The organism is Tissierella sp. MB52-C2 (assembly GCF_030931715.1).
Taxonomy (GTDB): domain Bacteria; phylum Bacillota; class Clostridia; order Tissierellales; family Tissierellaceae; genus Tissierella.
On sequence record NZ_CP133261.1, the window covers coordinates 646,536 to 662,325 of the forward strand.

The 15,790-nt window shown below is 30.2% G+C and carries 14 protein-coding genes and 1 tRNA gene; 12 read left to right on the forward strand and 3 right to left on the reverse strand.

From position 1 onward, the window contains the following. Positions 1–10: 10 nt before the first annotated feature. The 3 genes from clpX to yihA all read left to right on the forward strand — a co-directional run bounded on the left by clpX (position 11) and on the right by yihA (position 4,283). Positions 11–1,291 carry an ATP-dependent Clp protease ATP-binding subunit ClpX gene (clpX, locus tag RBU61_RS03290; RefSeq protein WP_308878131.1) on the forward strand — a complete coding sequence of 427 codons (1,281 nt, stop codon included), beginning with the start codon at positions 11–13 and terminating at the stop codon, positions 1,289–1,291. A gap of 66 nt (positions 1,292–1,357) precedes the next feature. After that, a complete protein-coding gene (lon, locus tag RBU61_RS03295; RefSeq protein ID WP_308878132.1) occupies positions 1,358–3,712 on the forward strand; it encodes an endopeptidase La in 2,355 nt (784 codons plus the stop codon). Next, complete coding sequence (gene yihA / locus RBU61_RS03300; RefSeq protein ID WP_308878133.1) at positions 3,699–4,283, forward strand: ribosome biogenesis GTP-binding protein YihA/YsxC; 585 nt, start codon at positions 3,699–3,701, stop codon at positions 4,281–4,283. Before lon ends, yihA begins: the two co-directional genes overlap by 14 nt. A gap of 63 nt (positions 4,284–4,346) precedes the next feature. Here yihA and rd read toward each other — a convergent pair whose 3' ends face one another. Next, positions 4,347–4,505 (reverse strand): rubredoxin, encoded by a 159-nt coding sequence (gene rd, locus RBU61_RS03305; protein WP_308878134.1) that lies wholly within the window; start codon positions 4,503–4,505, stop codon positions 4,347–4,349. A gap of 175 nt (positions 4,506–4,680) precedes the next feature. Between rd and RBU61_RS03310 the strand changes: the two genes are divergently transcribed. The 6 genes from RBU61_RS03310 to RBU61_RS03335 all read left to right on the forward strand — a co-directional run bounded on the left by RBU61_RS03310 (position 4,681) and on the right by RBU61_RS03335 (position 10,994). After that, positions 4,681–5,076 (forward strand): ATP-binding protein, encoded by a 396-nt coding sequence (locus RBU61_RS03310; RefSeq protein ID WP_308878135.1) that lies wholly within the window; start codon positions 4,681–4,683, stop codon positions 5,074–5,076. Between the two features lie 301 nt (positions 5,077–5,377). Then, positions 5,378–7,204 carry a translational GTPase TypA gene (typA, locus tag RBU61_RS03315; protein ID WP_308878136.1) on the forward strand — a complete coding sequence of 609 codons (1,827 nt, stop codon included), beginning with the start codon at positions 5,378–5,380 and terminating at the stop codon, positions 7,202–7,204. 16 nt (positions 7,205–7,220) lie between these two features. Then, a complete protein-coding gene (gene cls / locus RBU61_RS03320; RefSeq protein ID WP_308878137.1) occupies positions 7,221–8,678 on the forward strand; it encodes a cardiolipin synthase in 1,458 nt (485 codons plus the stop codon). Positions 8,679–8,721: 43 nt separating this feature from the next. Further along, entirely contained in the window at positions 8,722–9,666 is a 945-nt protein-coding gene (locus RBU61_RS03325; protein WP_308878138.1) for a hypothetical protein, read from the forward strand. Positions 9,667–9,691: 25 nt separating this feature from the next. Beyond that, positions 9,692–10,534, forward strand: a complete 843-nt coding sequence (locus RBU61_RS03330) for an aminotransferase class IV (RefSeq protein WP_308878139.1) — start codon at positions 9,692–9,694, stop codon at positions 10,532–10,534. 292 nt (positions 10,535–10,826) lie between these two features. Next, a complete protein-coding gene (locus RBU61_RS03335; RefSeq protein ID WP_308878140.1) occupies positions 10,827–10,994 on the forward strand; it encodes an aspartyl-phosphate phosphatase Spo0E family protein in 168 nt (55 codons plus the stop codon). A gap of 41 nt (positions 10,995–11,035) precedes the next feature. Here the strand turns inward: RBU61_RS03335 and RBU61_RS03340 are convergent, their stop codons facing one another. After that, positions 11,036–11,809: a ZIP family metal transporter gene (locus tag RBU61_RS03340; protein WP_308878141.1), complete on the reverse strand. Its 774-nt coding sequence runs from the start codon at positions 11,807–11,809 to the stop codon at positions 11,036–11,038. A gap of 284 nt (positions 11,810–12,093) precedes the next feature. On the opposite strand from RBU61_RS03340, the gene RBU61_RS03345 reads away from it, so the two are divergent. Then, positions 12,094–12,966 (forward strand): DegV family protein, encoded by an 873-nt coding sequence (locus RBU61_RS03345; RefSeq protein WP_308878142.1) that lies wholly within the window; start codon positions 12,094–12,096, stop codon positions 12,964–12,966. Between the two features lie 116 nt (positions 12,967–13,082). On the opposite strand, the gene RBU61_RS03350 is transcribed toward RBU61_RS03345, so the two are convergent. Beyond that, a tRNA-Lys gene (locus RBU61_RS03350) sits at positions 13,083–13,155 on the reverse strand. A 690-nt stretch (positions 13,156–13,845) separates the two neighbouring features. On the opposite strand from RBU61_RS03350, the gene RBU61_RS03355 reads away from it, so the two are divergent. Both RBU61_RS03355 and RBU61_RS03360 read left to right on the forward strand, forming a co-directional pair. Next, complete coding sequence (locus RBU61_RS03355; RefSeq protein WP_308878143.1) at positions 13,846–14,847, forward strand: ABC transporter ATP-binding protein; 1,002 nt, start codon at positions 13,846–13,848, stop codon at positions 14,845–14,847. Between the two features lies 1 nt (position 14,848). Next, positions 14,849–15,790, forward strand: a complete 942-nt coding sequence (locus RBU61_RS03360) for an ATP-binding cassette domain-containing protein (protein ID WP_308878144.1) — start codon at positions 14,849–14,851, stop codon at positions 15,788–15,790.

Sequence of the window (15,790 nt, forward strand, 5' to 3'; positions counted from 1 at the left end):
AGGTGTCATCGTGGTAAAATATGATGAAAGACAGCTTCGTTGCTCTTTCTGTGGGAAACCCCAAGAACAAGTCAGAAGGCTTATTGCAGGTCCTAATGTTTATATATGTAATGAATGTATAGAATTATGCCAGGAGATAATTGAAGAGGAGTTTATTGATAGCTTCGATTATGAAATGCAAGATTTACCGAAACCTGCTGCCATAAAAGACACTTTGGATGAATATGTTGTAAAGCAAGATAGAGCTAAAAGAGCTCTAGCTGTGGCAGTTTATAATCATTATAAAAGAATAAACAAAAAACCAACAAAGAGTAACGATATAGAGCTACAAAAAAGTAATATTATTATGTTAGGGCCTACAGGTTCTGGTAAAACATTGTTAGCGCAAACTTTAGCAAAGATACTAAATGTACCTTTTGCAATAGCAGATGCTACTTCTTTAACGGAAGCAGGATATGTAGGAGAAGACGTAGAAAATATAATCTTAAAGCTTATTCAAGCAGCAGATTATGATATAGAAAGAGCTGAAAAAGGTATAATATATATAGATGAGGTAGATAAAGTAGCTAGAAAAACTGAAAACCCATCTATTACAAGAGATGTAAGTGGTGAAGGAGTACAGCAAGCACTTTTAAAAATACTAGAAGGTACAGTTGCAAATGTTCCGCCTCAAGGTGGAAGAAAGCATCCTCATCAAGAATTCATCCAAGTAGATACTACTAACATATTGTTCATAGTAGGAGGAGCTTTTGACGGTTTAGATAAGATAATTCAAAACCGTGTAGGTAAAAAAGCTATGGGTTTTGGTGCAGATATAACTTCTCAAAAGGATCAAGCAATAGGCGAACTTTTAAAACATCTTCAACCAGAAGACCTTCTTAAGTTTGGATTAATTCCAGAATTTGTAGGAAGACTTCCAGTTACAGTTACTTTAGAAGAATTAGATGAAAAATCACTAGTGAGAATCCTTACAGAACCTAAAAATGCCCTTGTGAAACAATATAAAGAGTTGTTCAATATGGATGGGGTAGATCTTGAATTTGAAGATGAAGCTTTGGTTTCTATAGCTAAAAAAGCCATAGAGAGAAAGACTGGAGCAAGAGGACTTAGGAGTATAATAGAGGAAATGATGCTAGATATTATGTATGAGATTCCTTCTAGAGATGATGTAGAAAAATGTGTCATAACTAAAGAGACAATAGAAAATAAAGTAGAACCTACTTTAGTACTTTCAGATAGAAAAAAGAAAAGTAGATCTAAGAAAACAAATAACAAGGAATCTGCATCTTAAAGGCTCACTTTTGTGGGCTTTTCCTTGTATTTATACATATTGTAGTTTATTGGAGGGATATTAGAGTTGAATCAATATAATATAGAGAATAAAACCCTGCCATTAATACCCTTAAGAGGTATATCTATGTTTCCACATATGGTGGTTCATTTTGACATTGGACGTGAGAAATCTATTAATGCTTTAGAAAAAGCAATGATGGATGATTCTGAAATCCTTTTATGTACTCAGAAAGACCCTAAGGTCAATGATCCAAGTGTAGATGATTTTTATCATATAGGGACTGTAGCCAAGGTTAAGCAGATGTTAAAGTTACCAGGTGGAAGTATTAGAGTATTGGTTGAAGGAGTAAATAGAGGTAGAGTAGTAAATATAAATAAAGAAGAACCATTTTTTATGGCTGAAGTAGAAGAATTGACCTATGAAGAAGAAAATATAGAAAAAGATTCTACCATAGAGGCAGCCATGAGACTTGTAACAAATGATTTTGAAGAGTATCTTTCTTATAATGATAGAATATCTTCTGAAATTTTAATTACCATAACAGATATAGAAGATCCAGGACGACTGGCAGATGTTATATCATCTTATATATATTTAAAACAAGAGGATGACCAAAAAATATTAGAATCCTTTGATTTCTATGAGAGACTAGAATTGCTTCATGTAATGTTACAAGAGGAAATCGAAGTTTTAAAGATAGAAGACCAAATAAATCAAAGAGTAAAGAAACAAATAAACAAAGTTCAGAAAGAGTATTATCTTAAAGAACAAATAAAGGCTATTCAAAAAGAATTAGGCCAAGATGATGATATAATGGTGGAAGTAGAAGAATATGAAGAAAAGATTAATGAAATAAAAATGCCTAAAGAAGTAAAAGAAAAGGCAATGAAGGAAGTAGAAAGACTTTTAAAACTATCACCTCATTCACAAGAGACAGGAGTTATTAGAACATATTTAGATTGGATAATAGATCTTCCTTGGAATAAGGAAACTAAAGATAAAATAGATATTAAAAAGTCTAGAGATATATTGAATGGTGAACATTATGGATTAAGTGATGTAAAGGAAAGAATACTAGAGTTTATTGCTATTAGAAAGCTAACTAATAGTATGAAAGGTCCTATAATATGTTTAGTAGGGCCACCAGGAGTGGGGAAAACATCCATAGCAAGGTCCATAGCCAAGTCTCTTAATAAAAAGTTTGTTAGAATGTCCTTAGGAGGAGTAAGAGATGAAGCAGAGATAAGAGGTCATAGAAGGACTTATATAGGATCTATGCCAGGGAGTATAATTAATTCTATGAAAAAAGCAGGGACTAAAAATCCGGTATTTTTATTTGATGAAATAGATAAATTGAGTAGTGACTATAGAGGAGACCCCGCCAGTGCACTATTAGAAGTTCTAGATCCAGAACAAAATGTGACATTTACGGATCACTATTTAGATGTACCCTTTGATTTGTCTAAAGTATTATTTCTAACTACGGCAAACACTACAGCAACAATTCCAGCACCCCTTTTAGATAGAATGGAAGTAATCAGGATATCAGGATATACAGAAGAAGAAAAGCTACAAATTGCATTAAACCATTTATTACCTAAACAAATAAAAGAGCATGGCTTAAGTGAAAAAAAATTAATAGTATCAGAATCTGCCATAAGAAGTATAATCAACAATTATACTAGAGAGGCAGGAGTGAGAAACTTAGAAAGAAATATAGCTAATCTATGTAGGAAGGCAGCAAAGAGAATTGTAGAAGAAAATAAAGAAGTAATTAGAATAAATAATGGAAATCTATCAAACTATTTAGGAGCTGAAAAGTATAGATTTGATACCTTAGAGGAAGAAAATCAAATAGGAGTAGCCAACGGATTAGCTTGGACAGCTGTAGGTGGTGAAACTCTTTCTGTAGAAGTAAATAGTATGAAAGGTACAGGAAAAATTCAGCTAACAGGGAAACTAGGAGATGTGATGAAGGAATCTGCCATGGCAGCCATAAGTTATATTAGGGCTAATTCTAATACTTTAGGTATTGAAGAAAATTTCCATAAAGAAATGGATATACATATCCACGTTCCTGAGGGAGCAATACCAAAAGATGGGCCATCTGCAGGAATTACCATCGCTACAGCAGTTATTTCAGCACTATCTAATAGACCTATTAAAAGAGAAGTTGCAATGACAGGAGAAATTACTTTAAGGGGTAGAGTGTTGCCTGTTGGCGGTATTAAAGAAAAGATACTGGCAGCCAATAGAATGGGAATTAAAAAGGTATTATTGCCTTTAGAAAATGAAAAAGATTTAGAAGAAATTCCAGATAAAATAAGAAGAAAAATGAAATTTGTTCTTGTGAAAAATATGGAACAAGTAATAGAACAGGCATTGACCGAGAGGGTTGATAAAAATGAAAATAACTAAATCAGATTTACACGCCATTGCAGTAGGGCCAAAGCAATATCCTCAAGATGATCTTCCAGAAATAGCTTTTGCTGGAAGATCTAATGTGGGAAAATCTTCTTTTATAAATTCTATGATTAATCGAACAAACCTAGCAAGAACTTCAGGAAAACCAGGAAAAACTAGAACAATTAACTTCTATATTATAAATGATAGTTTTAGATTTGTAGATTTACCTGGATATGGATATGCAGTAGCATCTAAAGGTGAGATAGAAAAATGGGGAGAAATAATAGATAGGTATTTGACCCAAAGAGAAAATCTAAAGGAAGTAGTCCTAGTAGTAGATATGCGCCATGAACCAACAAGTCAGGATCTTCAAATGTATCAATGGATAAAGTCTTTTGGCTATACAGGTATAGTAATAGCTACTAAAGCAGATAAGATATCAAAGGGAAATTGGCAAAAAAATGTAAAGATAATAAAAGACAAACTGGGAATTAAGGACACAAACCTTATAATTCCTTATTCATCAGAAAAAAAGATTAATAAGGAAAAAGTATGGGATGTATTTGAAGATATTATTTCATAGAAAATAAAACAAAGGCTAGTAGATTAAAACTACTGGCCTTTATGTAAGGAATATTATCCCTTATTATTCTTTAGAGAATTGGCTTTTATCTGCGCCACATATTGGACACACCCAATCCTCTGGTACATCTGCCCAAGCAGTTCCTGGAGCTACGCCATTATCTGGATCTCCTTCTGCTGGGTCATAAATATAGCCACATGGATCACATACCCATTTTTCCATTTCCATCCTCCTTTCATTCTGTAATCATAATAGATAATACCCAAATATATAATTAATAAACCATAAAATAACAATTATAAAAAAATTATGCTTATCTATAATGTAGGTTAGATTAAGAAAAATATGGGTAAAATAAAAGTAAAGAATATAGTAATTAAATATTTAGATGGAAGTGATGACATTGGATTTTAAGTACAGTGGTACTGTATGTAGCGATTTAGAGATGATAAAAAGCTTTATAGACGACATTTTAAAAAAACTAAATAAAATAATAGTAAATAATGATACTATGTTTGACATAAAACTAATATTAAATGAATTAGTTATTAATGGAGTTTTACATGGTAATGATGCAATGATATCTAAATGTGTCAAACTATCTTTAGAAGTTGAAGAGGATAAAATAACGATTCAAGTAGAAGATGAGGGAAAGGGTATAGACTATGATTGTAAATCCTATGATCCTGATTCATTAAAATGTTGTGGTAGAGGATTGGTCATTGTCAACGGGCTTTCAGATGAATTTTATATACAGAAGAATAAAGTAATTGCAGTAAAGCGAATAAACTAAAAATTAGGGATGAACAAATCAGGTCTTATTGTGAAGACTTGATTTTTTTATTTCTAAAAAAAATCTTGGGTATAAGAAACTATAAAAGAAAAGTCATATATTAGGTAAATAAGAATCATTAATATAGAAATATAAGGGTAAAGTTTATACCAATATATTATTATAAAAAGAAAAAAACGAAACAAAATAAAATTCGATATGTAAATACATCAGATTTTATTTTGTTTTATTCTTAAAGTATGATAAAATGAATTCTGTTAAAGCTATAGATAAGAATTTTAAATAGGAAAGGACTTGTTGTATGAAGATCAAAAGAGACGATATAAGAAATATAGCCATAATTGCCCATGTAGACCATGGAAAAACAACTTTAGTTGATAGTCTATTAAAACAATCAGGAGTTTTTAGAGCCAATCAAGTAGTAGAAGATAGGGTAATGGACTCCAATGATATAGAAAAAGAAAGAGGCATAACAATACTTGCTAAAAATACAGCCATAAATTATAAAGATGTTAAAATAAATATAATAGATACTCCGGGTCATGCTGACTTTGGAGGAGAAGTAGAGCGTGTTTTAAAAATGGTAAGTGGTGTAATCTTAGTAGTTGATGCTTTTGAAGGACCAATGCCACAAACTAAATTTGTTTTAAAAAAAGCATTTGAACTAGATTTACCAGTAATAGTATGCATAAATAAAATTGACAGACCAGAAGCAAGACCAAATGAAGTAATAGATGAAGTTTTAGATTTATTTATAGAACTAGGTGCAAATGAAAGTAATTTAGATTGTCCATTTTTATTTGCCTCTGCCAAAACAGGTATAGCGACTTTATCCTTAGAAGATGAAGGAGAGAACATGGACCCATTATTCCAAACTATAATCGAAAATATACCTGCACCAGAGGGAGATATAGATGAGCCTTTACAAGTTTTAGTATCTACAATAGATTACAATGATTATATAGGCAGAATAGGAATAGGTAAAATTGAAAGGGGAAAAATATCTGCTAATGAAGAAGTAGTAATAGTAAATATTGAGAATCCAGATAAACAACAAAAAGTTAAAATATCTAAAGTATATGAATTTGAAGGATTAAATAGAGTAGAAGTAGAATCTGCCGCAGTTGGTAGTATAATAGCTGTGACTGGAATAGAGGATATCCATATAGGTGATACAATATGTGATATTGACAAAGCTGAAGCTTTACCTTTCGTACAAATATCAGAACCAACTATTGCCATGACTTTCTCAGTAAACAACAGTCCTTTTGCAGGAAGAGAAGGAAAGTTCGTAACATCTAGACAAATAAGAAATAGATTGTTTAAAGAGCTGCAAACAGATGTAAGCCTTAGAGTAGAAGAAACTGAATCTACAGATGCATTCAAGATATCAGGCAGAGGAGAACTTCATTTATCAGTTTTAATTGAGAATATGAGAAGAGAAGGATATGAGTTTCAAGTATCTAAGCCAGAAGTTTTATTTAAAGAAGAAAATGGCAAGAAAATGGAACCAATGGAGAAGGTAACAATAGATTTATCTAATGATTTTATTGGAGCAGTTATAGAAAAATTAGGACAAAGAAAAGGTGAACTAATTAGTATGACTGAATCCAATGGAGGGTATGCTAGGTTGGAATTTTTAATACCAGCTAGAGGTTTAATAGGATATAGACAAGAATTTATGACGGATACAAAGGGAAATGGAATACTTAATTCTGTATTTGAAGGATATGCAGCATATAAAGGAGAAATCCCAAGAAGAAAAGTAGGTTCTCTTATTTCATTTGAAACTGGAGAATCTACAGCCTATGGACTTCACTCAGCTCAAGAAAGAGGAATATTATTTATAGGTGCTGGTATACCTGTATATACTGGTATGGTAGTAGGCTCTAATCCAAAGGGATTAGATATAGATGTAAATGTATGTAGAAAAAAACAACAATCAAACGTTAGAGCCTCTGGTTCAGATGAAGCTTTGAGACTTTCACCACCTAAAGATATGTCCTTAGAAGAGGCTTTGGAATTTATCGAAGATGATGAATTAATAGAAATAACACCACTTAGCTTTAGAATAAGAAAAAAAATATTAGATAGTAGTAAGAGATATAAGGCAAAGAAAAACAATTAATTTATAGGGAGGAAATATGGAATTCCTGTTTACGTCTTATGGATGGATATTTAGAAATATACTATGGTTAAATATTTTATTTGCTATTTTACTTGTGTTCTTTGAGAGAAGAAATCCTACTTCTACTTGGCTTTGGATAATGGTTTTAACATTTTTGCCAGGCATAGGTTTTATTCTGTATTTATTTATTGGGCAAGACTTAAGCAAGAAAAGATTATTTAAGATAAAAGAAGAAGAAGATTACTGTTTTAGAGATTTAGCATTAAATCAAGAAGAACAAATCGGAAATGATCAATATAAGTATAGAGACCCTAATTATGTAAAATACGAAGATTTAATAAAAATGCACTTAGTTAGTTCGGAATCATTTTTTACTCAAGATAATGATGTTTATATATATTTTGATGGAAATGATAAATTTGAAGCATTATTAGAGTCAATAAAAAATGCAAAACAGTATATCCATTTACAATATTATATTTTTAAGTCAGATGGTCTAGGACGTAAAGTAATAGACGCTTTATGTGAAAAGGCTAAAGAAGGAATAGAAGTAAAACTTTTAGTTGATGGAATGGGAGGTAGAAAACTTTCTAAAAAGTATATCCACAAAATAAAAAAAGCAGGTGGTGAAGTGGGAATATTTTTCCCCCCCTTTGTTCCTTTAATAAGTCTTAGAATTAACTATAGGAATCATAGAAAGATATGTATAATAGATGGAAAAGAAGCCTTTATAGGTGGTTTTAATGTAGGAGATGAATATATTGGATTATCTAAGAAATTTGGATTTTGGAGAGATACACATATAAAAATAAAGGGTTCCGCCATATCATCATTACAGTGGAGATTTTTTCTTGATTGGAGATTTGCCACTGGAAAAGAAATAACCCAGTGTCAAACTTATCTTGCGCAAGAAGATGAGTTAGGTAATACCGGAATCCAAATAGTATCCTCAGGTCCAGATTCAAAATGGCCTAGTGTTAAGGATGGATATCTTAAAATGATTTCCAATGCCAGAGAAAAGATATATATAGAGACTCCTTATTTCATACCAGATGATAGTATATTTGAAGCTTTAAAATTAGCAGGACTATCTGGACTAGATGTAAGGGTCATGATACCTTGTAAGCCGGATCATCCTTTTGTATATTGGGCTAGTATGAGTTATATTGGAGAATTACTTCAAGCAGGAGTAAGGTTTTATACTTATGAAAGGGGATTCCTTCATTCCAAAGTAATTTTAATGGATGACTTTGTTTCATCTGTAGGTACGGCAAATTTAGATATTCGCAGCTTTAAATTAAACTTTGAGGTCAATGCATTTTTATATGATGAATCAATAAATTTAAAGTTAACCGATAAGTTCATAGACGATTTACAGTATTGTAAAGAAATTACCTTAGAAGAATATAGAAATAGGAGTCAAATAGTAAAAATTAAAGAATCTTTTTCTAGACTATTATCTCCTATTCTTTGATAAAAAAATCGCCTCTGGAGATAATAATCTAGAGGTGATTATTTTGAAAAGGATTAAATTATCCATACTATTTATAACAATATTATTTATATTAAGCGGATGTAGATCAATTAAAAATCAAAGTGTCAAATTTGAAAAGCAAGATAAAGCACCAAATAGTCTTAGAGATATAAGTGCAGGACTTCAAGATATATTTAAAAATATAGAAAAGGTTGAAAAAATATTAGATGGTACTTATATTGAAGAGAAAACTAGTGAGAATAAGAATAAACAGGAAGAACCAGAAAAAAAGCAAGGAGGAGATCAAGGAGGAGGTCAAGGACAGAACTCTGGGGGGCAGGGTTCTGGTAACCAAGGAGGAAGCACTAATCAGGGTGCAAATAGCAGTCAAGGAAATGAAGCCGTGACCATAACCATTGAAGAAAGGAAGAAAAAGGAAGAACAAATAAAAGAAAAGAATAGAGAAGAACTTTTGAAAACTTGGCAGCAAGTAGATAAGAAAATAGAAGATATTCATAAAAAATGGAATCAATATGAACCAGAAGGAATGAAAAAAGGAGTTACCGTAGAAAAAGTAGATAGTTTTAGGCTAAGTTTAAATTCACTGACAAAAAGCATCGAAGAAAGAAATCTAAAGGAAATTTATGATTATGGCAGTCAAAGTATGTTAAACCTTGTACCTATGATAAGCTTATATAGAGACGATATAGGTGGAGAAATAAATAAGATTAAATATGCTACTTATCAGGCTTATATAAATGCCATAGAAGAGAAAAATCCTAGAGCTTCAGAACTCTTAAAAAGTGTAGAAGAAGATGTAGATAAAATGAGGTTGAAATTTGAAAAAGATGATGCTAAAGTAAAGATAGTAGAAAAGATTAAATTATCTATAGAAGATATGCGAAAGTCTTTAGCACAAAAAAGTGTAAAATTAACTAGAATTAAGAAAGATATAATCATAGAAAATTTAGGAGATATAGAAAAGTAATATATTAAAAAAAGGGGGATAAAAAATGAAAAAAGAAGCAATTAAAGATTACTTAATTTTAAATGGAGAGATTTTAAAAACAGAAGAAGTAGATGTCTTTGAAAAAATAGAAAAACCACCTATATATGAAGTAATAAGGATAATAGATGGAGTTCCTCTTTTTTTAGAAGATCATTTAAATAGAATGTTTGAATCAGCTAATATTATAGGATACCAAATCGATAGAAGTGTTGAAGATATTAAAAGAGATATAAAAAAACTTATTTTAAAAAATAATATTAATGAATTAAATGTAAAATTAATATCTATTGATATTGAAGGAATGGGAAAAATATTCTTAGCTTATAATATAGAAAGTTTTTATCCACCAAAAGAATACTATATAAATGGAATACATACAACGTTATTTTATCATGAACGAAATAATCCCAATGCAAAGGTATTATTTACATCCTTTAAAGATAATGTAGCAAAAGTTCTAAAAGAAAAGGATGCGTTTGAAGCATTACTTGTAAATAAATCAGGATATATACCTGAAGGAAGTCGTTCTAATATGTTTTTTGTAAAAGAAGATAAGATATATACAGCTAAGGGTTCAGATGTATTAATAGGAATTACAAGAAAGCATATATTTAATATTTGTGATAAATTAAATATAAAAATAATAGAAGAAAGTATTCATGTAGATGATTTAGGAAAAATAGAAGGAGCATTTATGTCTGGAACATCTGTAAATATATTGCCTATATCCAGTATTGACAATATAAAAATAGATTCTATGAATAATCATATTATAAAAGAAATAAACAATACTTATATATTTGAAATGAATAATTATATATTAAAAAATAGAGAACAATGGAAATAATAGTTAGTTTATAGATAGAGTATAATATCCATGGCGAATTTAAGAATATTTTTAAATAGAGAAAACTATAAAAAAGGTTTTTAACTTTTAACTATTAGGTTATAATTATATAGATATCTATATAATATAAGATATAAAAACATGTTTAACATAGATTAAACTGGATATAATACGATAAAGTGGTAAACAAATATAACCTCTGTTTAATATCTTGAATTCAGAAGACTAAAAAATTGCGCTACAAATTTACTAGAGTAATGCTCTTTGATAACAAGAAAGGTAGGGGAAAGCCATGGATGAAAATATGAAGTTAGAAGAAGTAAGAAAAGAAATTGAAGAAAAAAGGAAAGAACTTAATGGAATTGTTATTAAAGGTTTAGATAAGGAAAAGATTGTAACTTTTAGCCAAGAGCTAGATATACTCATAAATAAATATCATTTGCTGCAATTGAATGATTGAAGATAGACATTAAAAAAATAGCAGATTAATCTGCTATTTTTTTATCCTAAAGTGACATCTAGTATCATCATAATAATAAAGCCAATGATTACGCCATAGGTGGCTTCACGTTCATGTCCATTATTATGAGTTTCAGGTATTATTTCATCGGATATAACGAATAGCATTGCACCAGCTGCAAGGGCCAAGATAAAAGGTAATACAGGTTTAAATATAGATACAAGTCCAATACCTAAAATACCACCTATTGGTTCGACTAAACCCGTTAGCAATGCTATTAAAAAGGCTTTTTTAACATCATATTTTTCTCTGACTAAAGCTAAGGCTACGGCTAGACCTTCTGGAATATTTTGAAGACCTATACCTAGAGCAATAGATAAACCATTTTTGATATTATTATCACCAAATCCAACACCTACAGCTAAACCTTCAGGAAAGTTATGTAGAGTTATTGCAATGATAAATAACCAGATTTTTTTTAGAGATGTACTAGCACCTTCAGATCTTTTATCTAAGAGATGAACATGAGGTGAGTACTTATCCGTTAAGTCGAGAAATATGGCACCTATTAATATTCCTGCTGCAGTTATAAATGCACCCTTAACTGTATTGCCAGAATACTCTAAGCTAGGAACTATAAGAGAAAATGAAGTAGCTGCTAACATTACACCAGCAGCAAAACCTAATAAAGTATCTAACATTTTTTCAGATATATTTCTTGTAAAAAATATAGGTATAGCTCCTATTCCAGTAAATAATCCAGCTATAGTACTTGCTAATATACCTAATAAAATAGTATTTTCTAATAAAGCCATAGATAATCCTCCTTTATATTAAGTATAAGAAGGTAAGGTTATTAAGTCAATAGTTAAACTATGAAAGGAAGGCCTATTAAACAAATAATCATTAAAATTAATATTGCAATTATCCAAAATAAAGTTTTCTTTCTAATAAAGAATAATTTCATGAAATTCAACTCCTTAAAATGATAGTATTATAATCTATTTTTAAAATAAAAAATATATACCATTATTTTCATTTTATTGTTAATTCTAGCGAAATAATGTTGTATAATATTATAAGAGAGGGAGGGATTATAATGGGAATTAAAATACTAAGTGACAGCGCCTGTGATTTGCCAAGGGAACTAATAGAAGAATACAGTATAGATATTTTACCAATTATCGTAATTAAAGATGATAAAGAGTATTTAGATAATGTCACTATAAAGCCAGAAGAAGTATATAGTAATATGAGAAATGGAGAAATATATAAAACAGCACAAATACCCCCAAATGCATTTAAAGAAAAGTTCACAGAATATGCTAATAATGGAGACAATGCCATATATATAGCTTTTTCATCTGGATTATCAGGGACTTACCAAACATCTTTACTTGTAAGGGAAGGAATACTTGAAGAATATCCAGATTTTCAATTAGATATAATAGATTCTAAATCAGCTACTATAGGATTTGGACTTATTGTATTAGAAGCAGCAAAGATGGCAAAGGAAGGAAAGTCAAAAGAGGAAATTATAAAGAAGATAAGATTTTATGTAGATAATATTGAACATATATTTACTGTAGATGATATTGAATACTTATTTAGAGGAGGAAGAGTATCTAGAACTCAAGCTTTCCTCGGAGGGTTATTAAACATTAAGCCAGTTCTCCATGTAGACGATGGAAAACTACTTCCATTAGAAAAAGTAAGAGGAAAAAACAAAGTATTTAAAACTATGTTAGATATTATGGAGAAAAGAGCTGCAGATATAGTGCTGAAGGAACAGGTTATTGGAATCAGTCATAGTGATAATATTGAAGGAGCCATGAAATTAAAGGAGCTAATTTTTGAAAGATTTGGAGTTGAAAAATTTATAATCAATGATATAGGTGCTGCAATAGGATCTCATTCTGGGCCTGGAACATTGGCAATATTCTTTCTTAGAGAAAACTATAAAAATAATTAAAGAAACGGAAAGCTAAATAAATTTTTATTTAGCTTTTTTTATTTGTTGATATAGACATTTATATATAACAAAAATAGAAAAAGAACTCTGATTTTATCAGAGTTCTTTTTTGAAAATGCACCTTCAGGGACTCGAACCCTGGACCCACTGATTAAGAGTCAGTTGCTCTACCATCTGAGCTAAAGGTGCAAATCTAACCAACTTTATTATTATACTACTATAACCGATATTTGTCTATAGTATAATCAAAAAAAGTATTTTGAGACAGTCACTTAATTTTTAAAAATTAATTTTAAATTGCTATAGATATTATAAATTAAATATATGAACAATTTACTATGTGTGAATATGAAGAGTTTTTTAAAAGTTTCAAATATGTAGTTTATATTATTATTCATATATGATATAAAACATTTAAAAATTCTATTAATCTCTAAAAATATATTATATCTCGGCATTGTAAAGATTAACTCATTACACAATATTGCAAATATTCTATAAAAGTTTACAACTTTTATTTTCTGATATTTAAAGATTTTCTTAATTATATTTAATAATATTTAATAATATTTGGATTCTTTTGTCTATTAATGTATACTAATCTTATTTTTTAGTTGCATAAAAAAGTGAATGATGATAAAATAAGGTAAATTTACAAAATTTAATAAATTCATAAAAATAAGTAATTAACTTTTATTCTGAATACATTGTTATTTCATGAGAAATAAATTTTAAAGCTATTCTTGCAAACAGTTTAAAATGATTTTTAAGGATGCATTAGTTTATATAATATTTATTAAATGTATATAAAGCTCAAATATGAGCATTAAAATTTATATAATGTGTTAGTAAATAAATATACAAGAAAGGAAATGAGAAATGGGAAATGAAAAGATATTAGAGATTAAAGATTTACACACTGCATTTAGATTTCAAGACCAATACTTTGATGCAGTAGATGGAGTATCTTTCTCTTTGCACAAAAATGAATTACTAGCAATAGTTGGAGAATCAGGTTGTGGTAAAAGTACAGTTGCTAACTCCATAGTAGGGCTACATGATAAGAATTTTACTCGAGTTAGTGGTGAAATAATTTACAATGGTAAAAATATGGTTGATTTTTCCGAAGAAGAGCTTAATGAAATTAGAGGTAAGGAGATAGGTTTTATTTTTCAAGACCCATTAGCATCACTAAATCCATTACATAGAATTGGGAAACAGATAGAAGAGTCTTTAATCTATCATACCAATTTAAAAAGTGAAGAAAGGCATAAAAGAATGCTTGAACTTTTGGAACAAGTGGGAATCAATAATCCTAAAAGAATAGCGAATCAATTCCCGCATCAATTATCAGGAGGTATGAGACAACGGGTTTTAATTGCCATAGCACTTTCCTGTAAGCCAAATATAATCATAGCTGATGAACCTACTACAGCCTTAGACGTTACAATACAAGCACAAATACTGGATCTTTTAACGGAACTGCAAAATGAAATTAATGCTGGAATTATTCTTATTACTCATGATTTAGGTGTAGTTGCACAGATGGCAGATAAGGTTGCTGTAATGTATGCAGGAGAAATTGTTGAGATGGCTGATGCAAAAGAAATTTTTTCTAACCCACTTCATCCATATACAAGGTCATTGTTACAATCAATACCCCATGCAGATTCCGATGAGGAAGAGCTTCATGTTATCCATGGAATAGTTCCATCTCTTAAGAATTTACCTAGAGAAGGTTGTCGCTTTGCATCAAGAATTCCTTGGATTTCAGATGTAGAGCATGAAGAACATCCTGAACTTCATGAGGTTGCAAAGAACCATTTTGTAAGATGTACTTGTTGGAAAAATTTCCACTTTGAAAATGAGGGAGGTTACTAAAATGAGTTTTTTAGAGATAAACGATTTAAAAGTTCACTTTCCGATTCGTGGAGGATTTTTTAATACCATACAGGATCATGTATATGCAGTTGATGGAGTTGATTTTTCTATTGAAGAAGGAAAGACTTATGGACTTATAGGGGAATCAGGATCAGGTAAGACTACAATTGGAAAGGCTATTGTTGGACTTGAAAAACCGACTAATGGAGAAATATTATACAATGGACAACCAGTTCATACAAAAAGGCTTAGAAAGAAAGCAGAATATAATAAGGATGTTCAAATGATATTTCAAGATGTTTTATCAAGCTTAGATCCTAAAAAAAGAATTAGGGATATTATTGCAGAACCAATTAGAAATTATGATAGATTATCTAAAGAAGGAGAATTAGAAAAAATTCTGGAATTATTAAATATAGTTGGAATGCCTGCTGATGCTTTGTATCGATATCCTCATGAGTTCTCTGGAGGACAGAGACAGAGAATAGGTGTAGCAAGGGCAGTTGCTTTAAATCCGAGACTTATTGTTGCGGACGAGCCTGTTTCAGCTCTAGATTTATCAGTTCAAGCACAGGTACTAAATTTCTTAAAAGAAATACAAAAAGATTTTGGCTTAAGTTATCTTTTTATATCTCATGACTTAGGTGTAGTAAAGCATATGTGTGATTACATATACATCATGTATAGGGGAAGATTTGTTGAAGCTGGAACGAGAGATGACATATATAACAACCCTCAGCATATTTATACTAAAAGACTAATTGCAGCTATTCCAGAAATTAATGCAGAAAATAGAGAAGAACTTCGTAATAATAGAATTAAAGTTGAACAAGAATACAAGGAAAGAGAACATTTGTTTTACGATGAAAAGGGAAAAGTATTTGATTTAGTTCAAATTTCTGAAACGCATTATGTGGCAATAAAAAGTAAGGAGGACTTATAG

Excerpts from the sequence above, each read along its gene's own strand:
- yihA (WP_308878133.1), top strand. The coding sequence starts at position 3,699 with ATGAAAATAACTAAATCAGATTTACACGCCATTGCAGTAGGGCCAAAG.
- rd (WP_308878134.1), bottom strand. The coding sequence starts at position 4,505 with ATGGAAAAATGGGTATGTGATCCATGTGGCTATATTTATGACCCAGCA.
- RBU61_RS03310 (WP_308878135.1), top strand. The coding sequence starts at position 4,681 with ATGACATTGGATTTTAAGTACAGTGGTACTGTATGTAGCGATTTAGAG.
- typA (WP_308878136.1), top strand. The coding sequence starts at position 5,378 with ATGAAGATCAAAAGAGACGATATAAGAAATATAGCCATAATTGCCCAT.
- cls (WP_308878137.1), top strand. The coding sequence starts at position 7,221 with ATGGAATTCCTGTTTACGTCTTATGGATGGATATTTAGAAATATACTA.
- RBU61_RS03330 (WP_308878139.1), top strand. The coding sequence starts at position 9,692 with ATGAAAAAAGAAGCAATTAAAGATTACTTAATTTTAAATGGAGAGATT.
- RBU61_RS03335 (WP_308878140.1), top strand. The coding sequence starts at position 10,827 with ATGGATGAAAATATGAAGTTAGAAGAAGTAAGAAAAGAAATTGAAGAA.
- RBU61_RS03340 (WP_308878141.1), bottom strand. The coding sequence starts at position 11,809 with ATGGCTTTATTAGAAAATACTATTTTATTAGGTATATTAGCAAGTACT.
- RBU61_RS03345 (WP_308878142.1), top strand. The coding sequence starts at position 12,094 with ATGGGAATTAAAATACTAAGTGACAGCGCCTGTGATTTGCCAAGGGAA.
- RBU61_RS03355 (WP_308878143.1), top strand. The coding sequence starts at position 13,846 with ATGGGAAATGAAAAGATATTAGAGATTAAAGATTTACACACTGCATTT.
- RBU61_RS03360 (WP_308878144.1), top strand. The coding sequence starts at position 14,849 with ATGAGTTTTTTAGAGATAAACGATTTAAAAGTTCACTTTCCGATTCGT.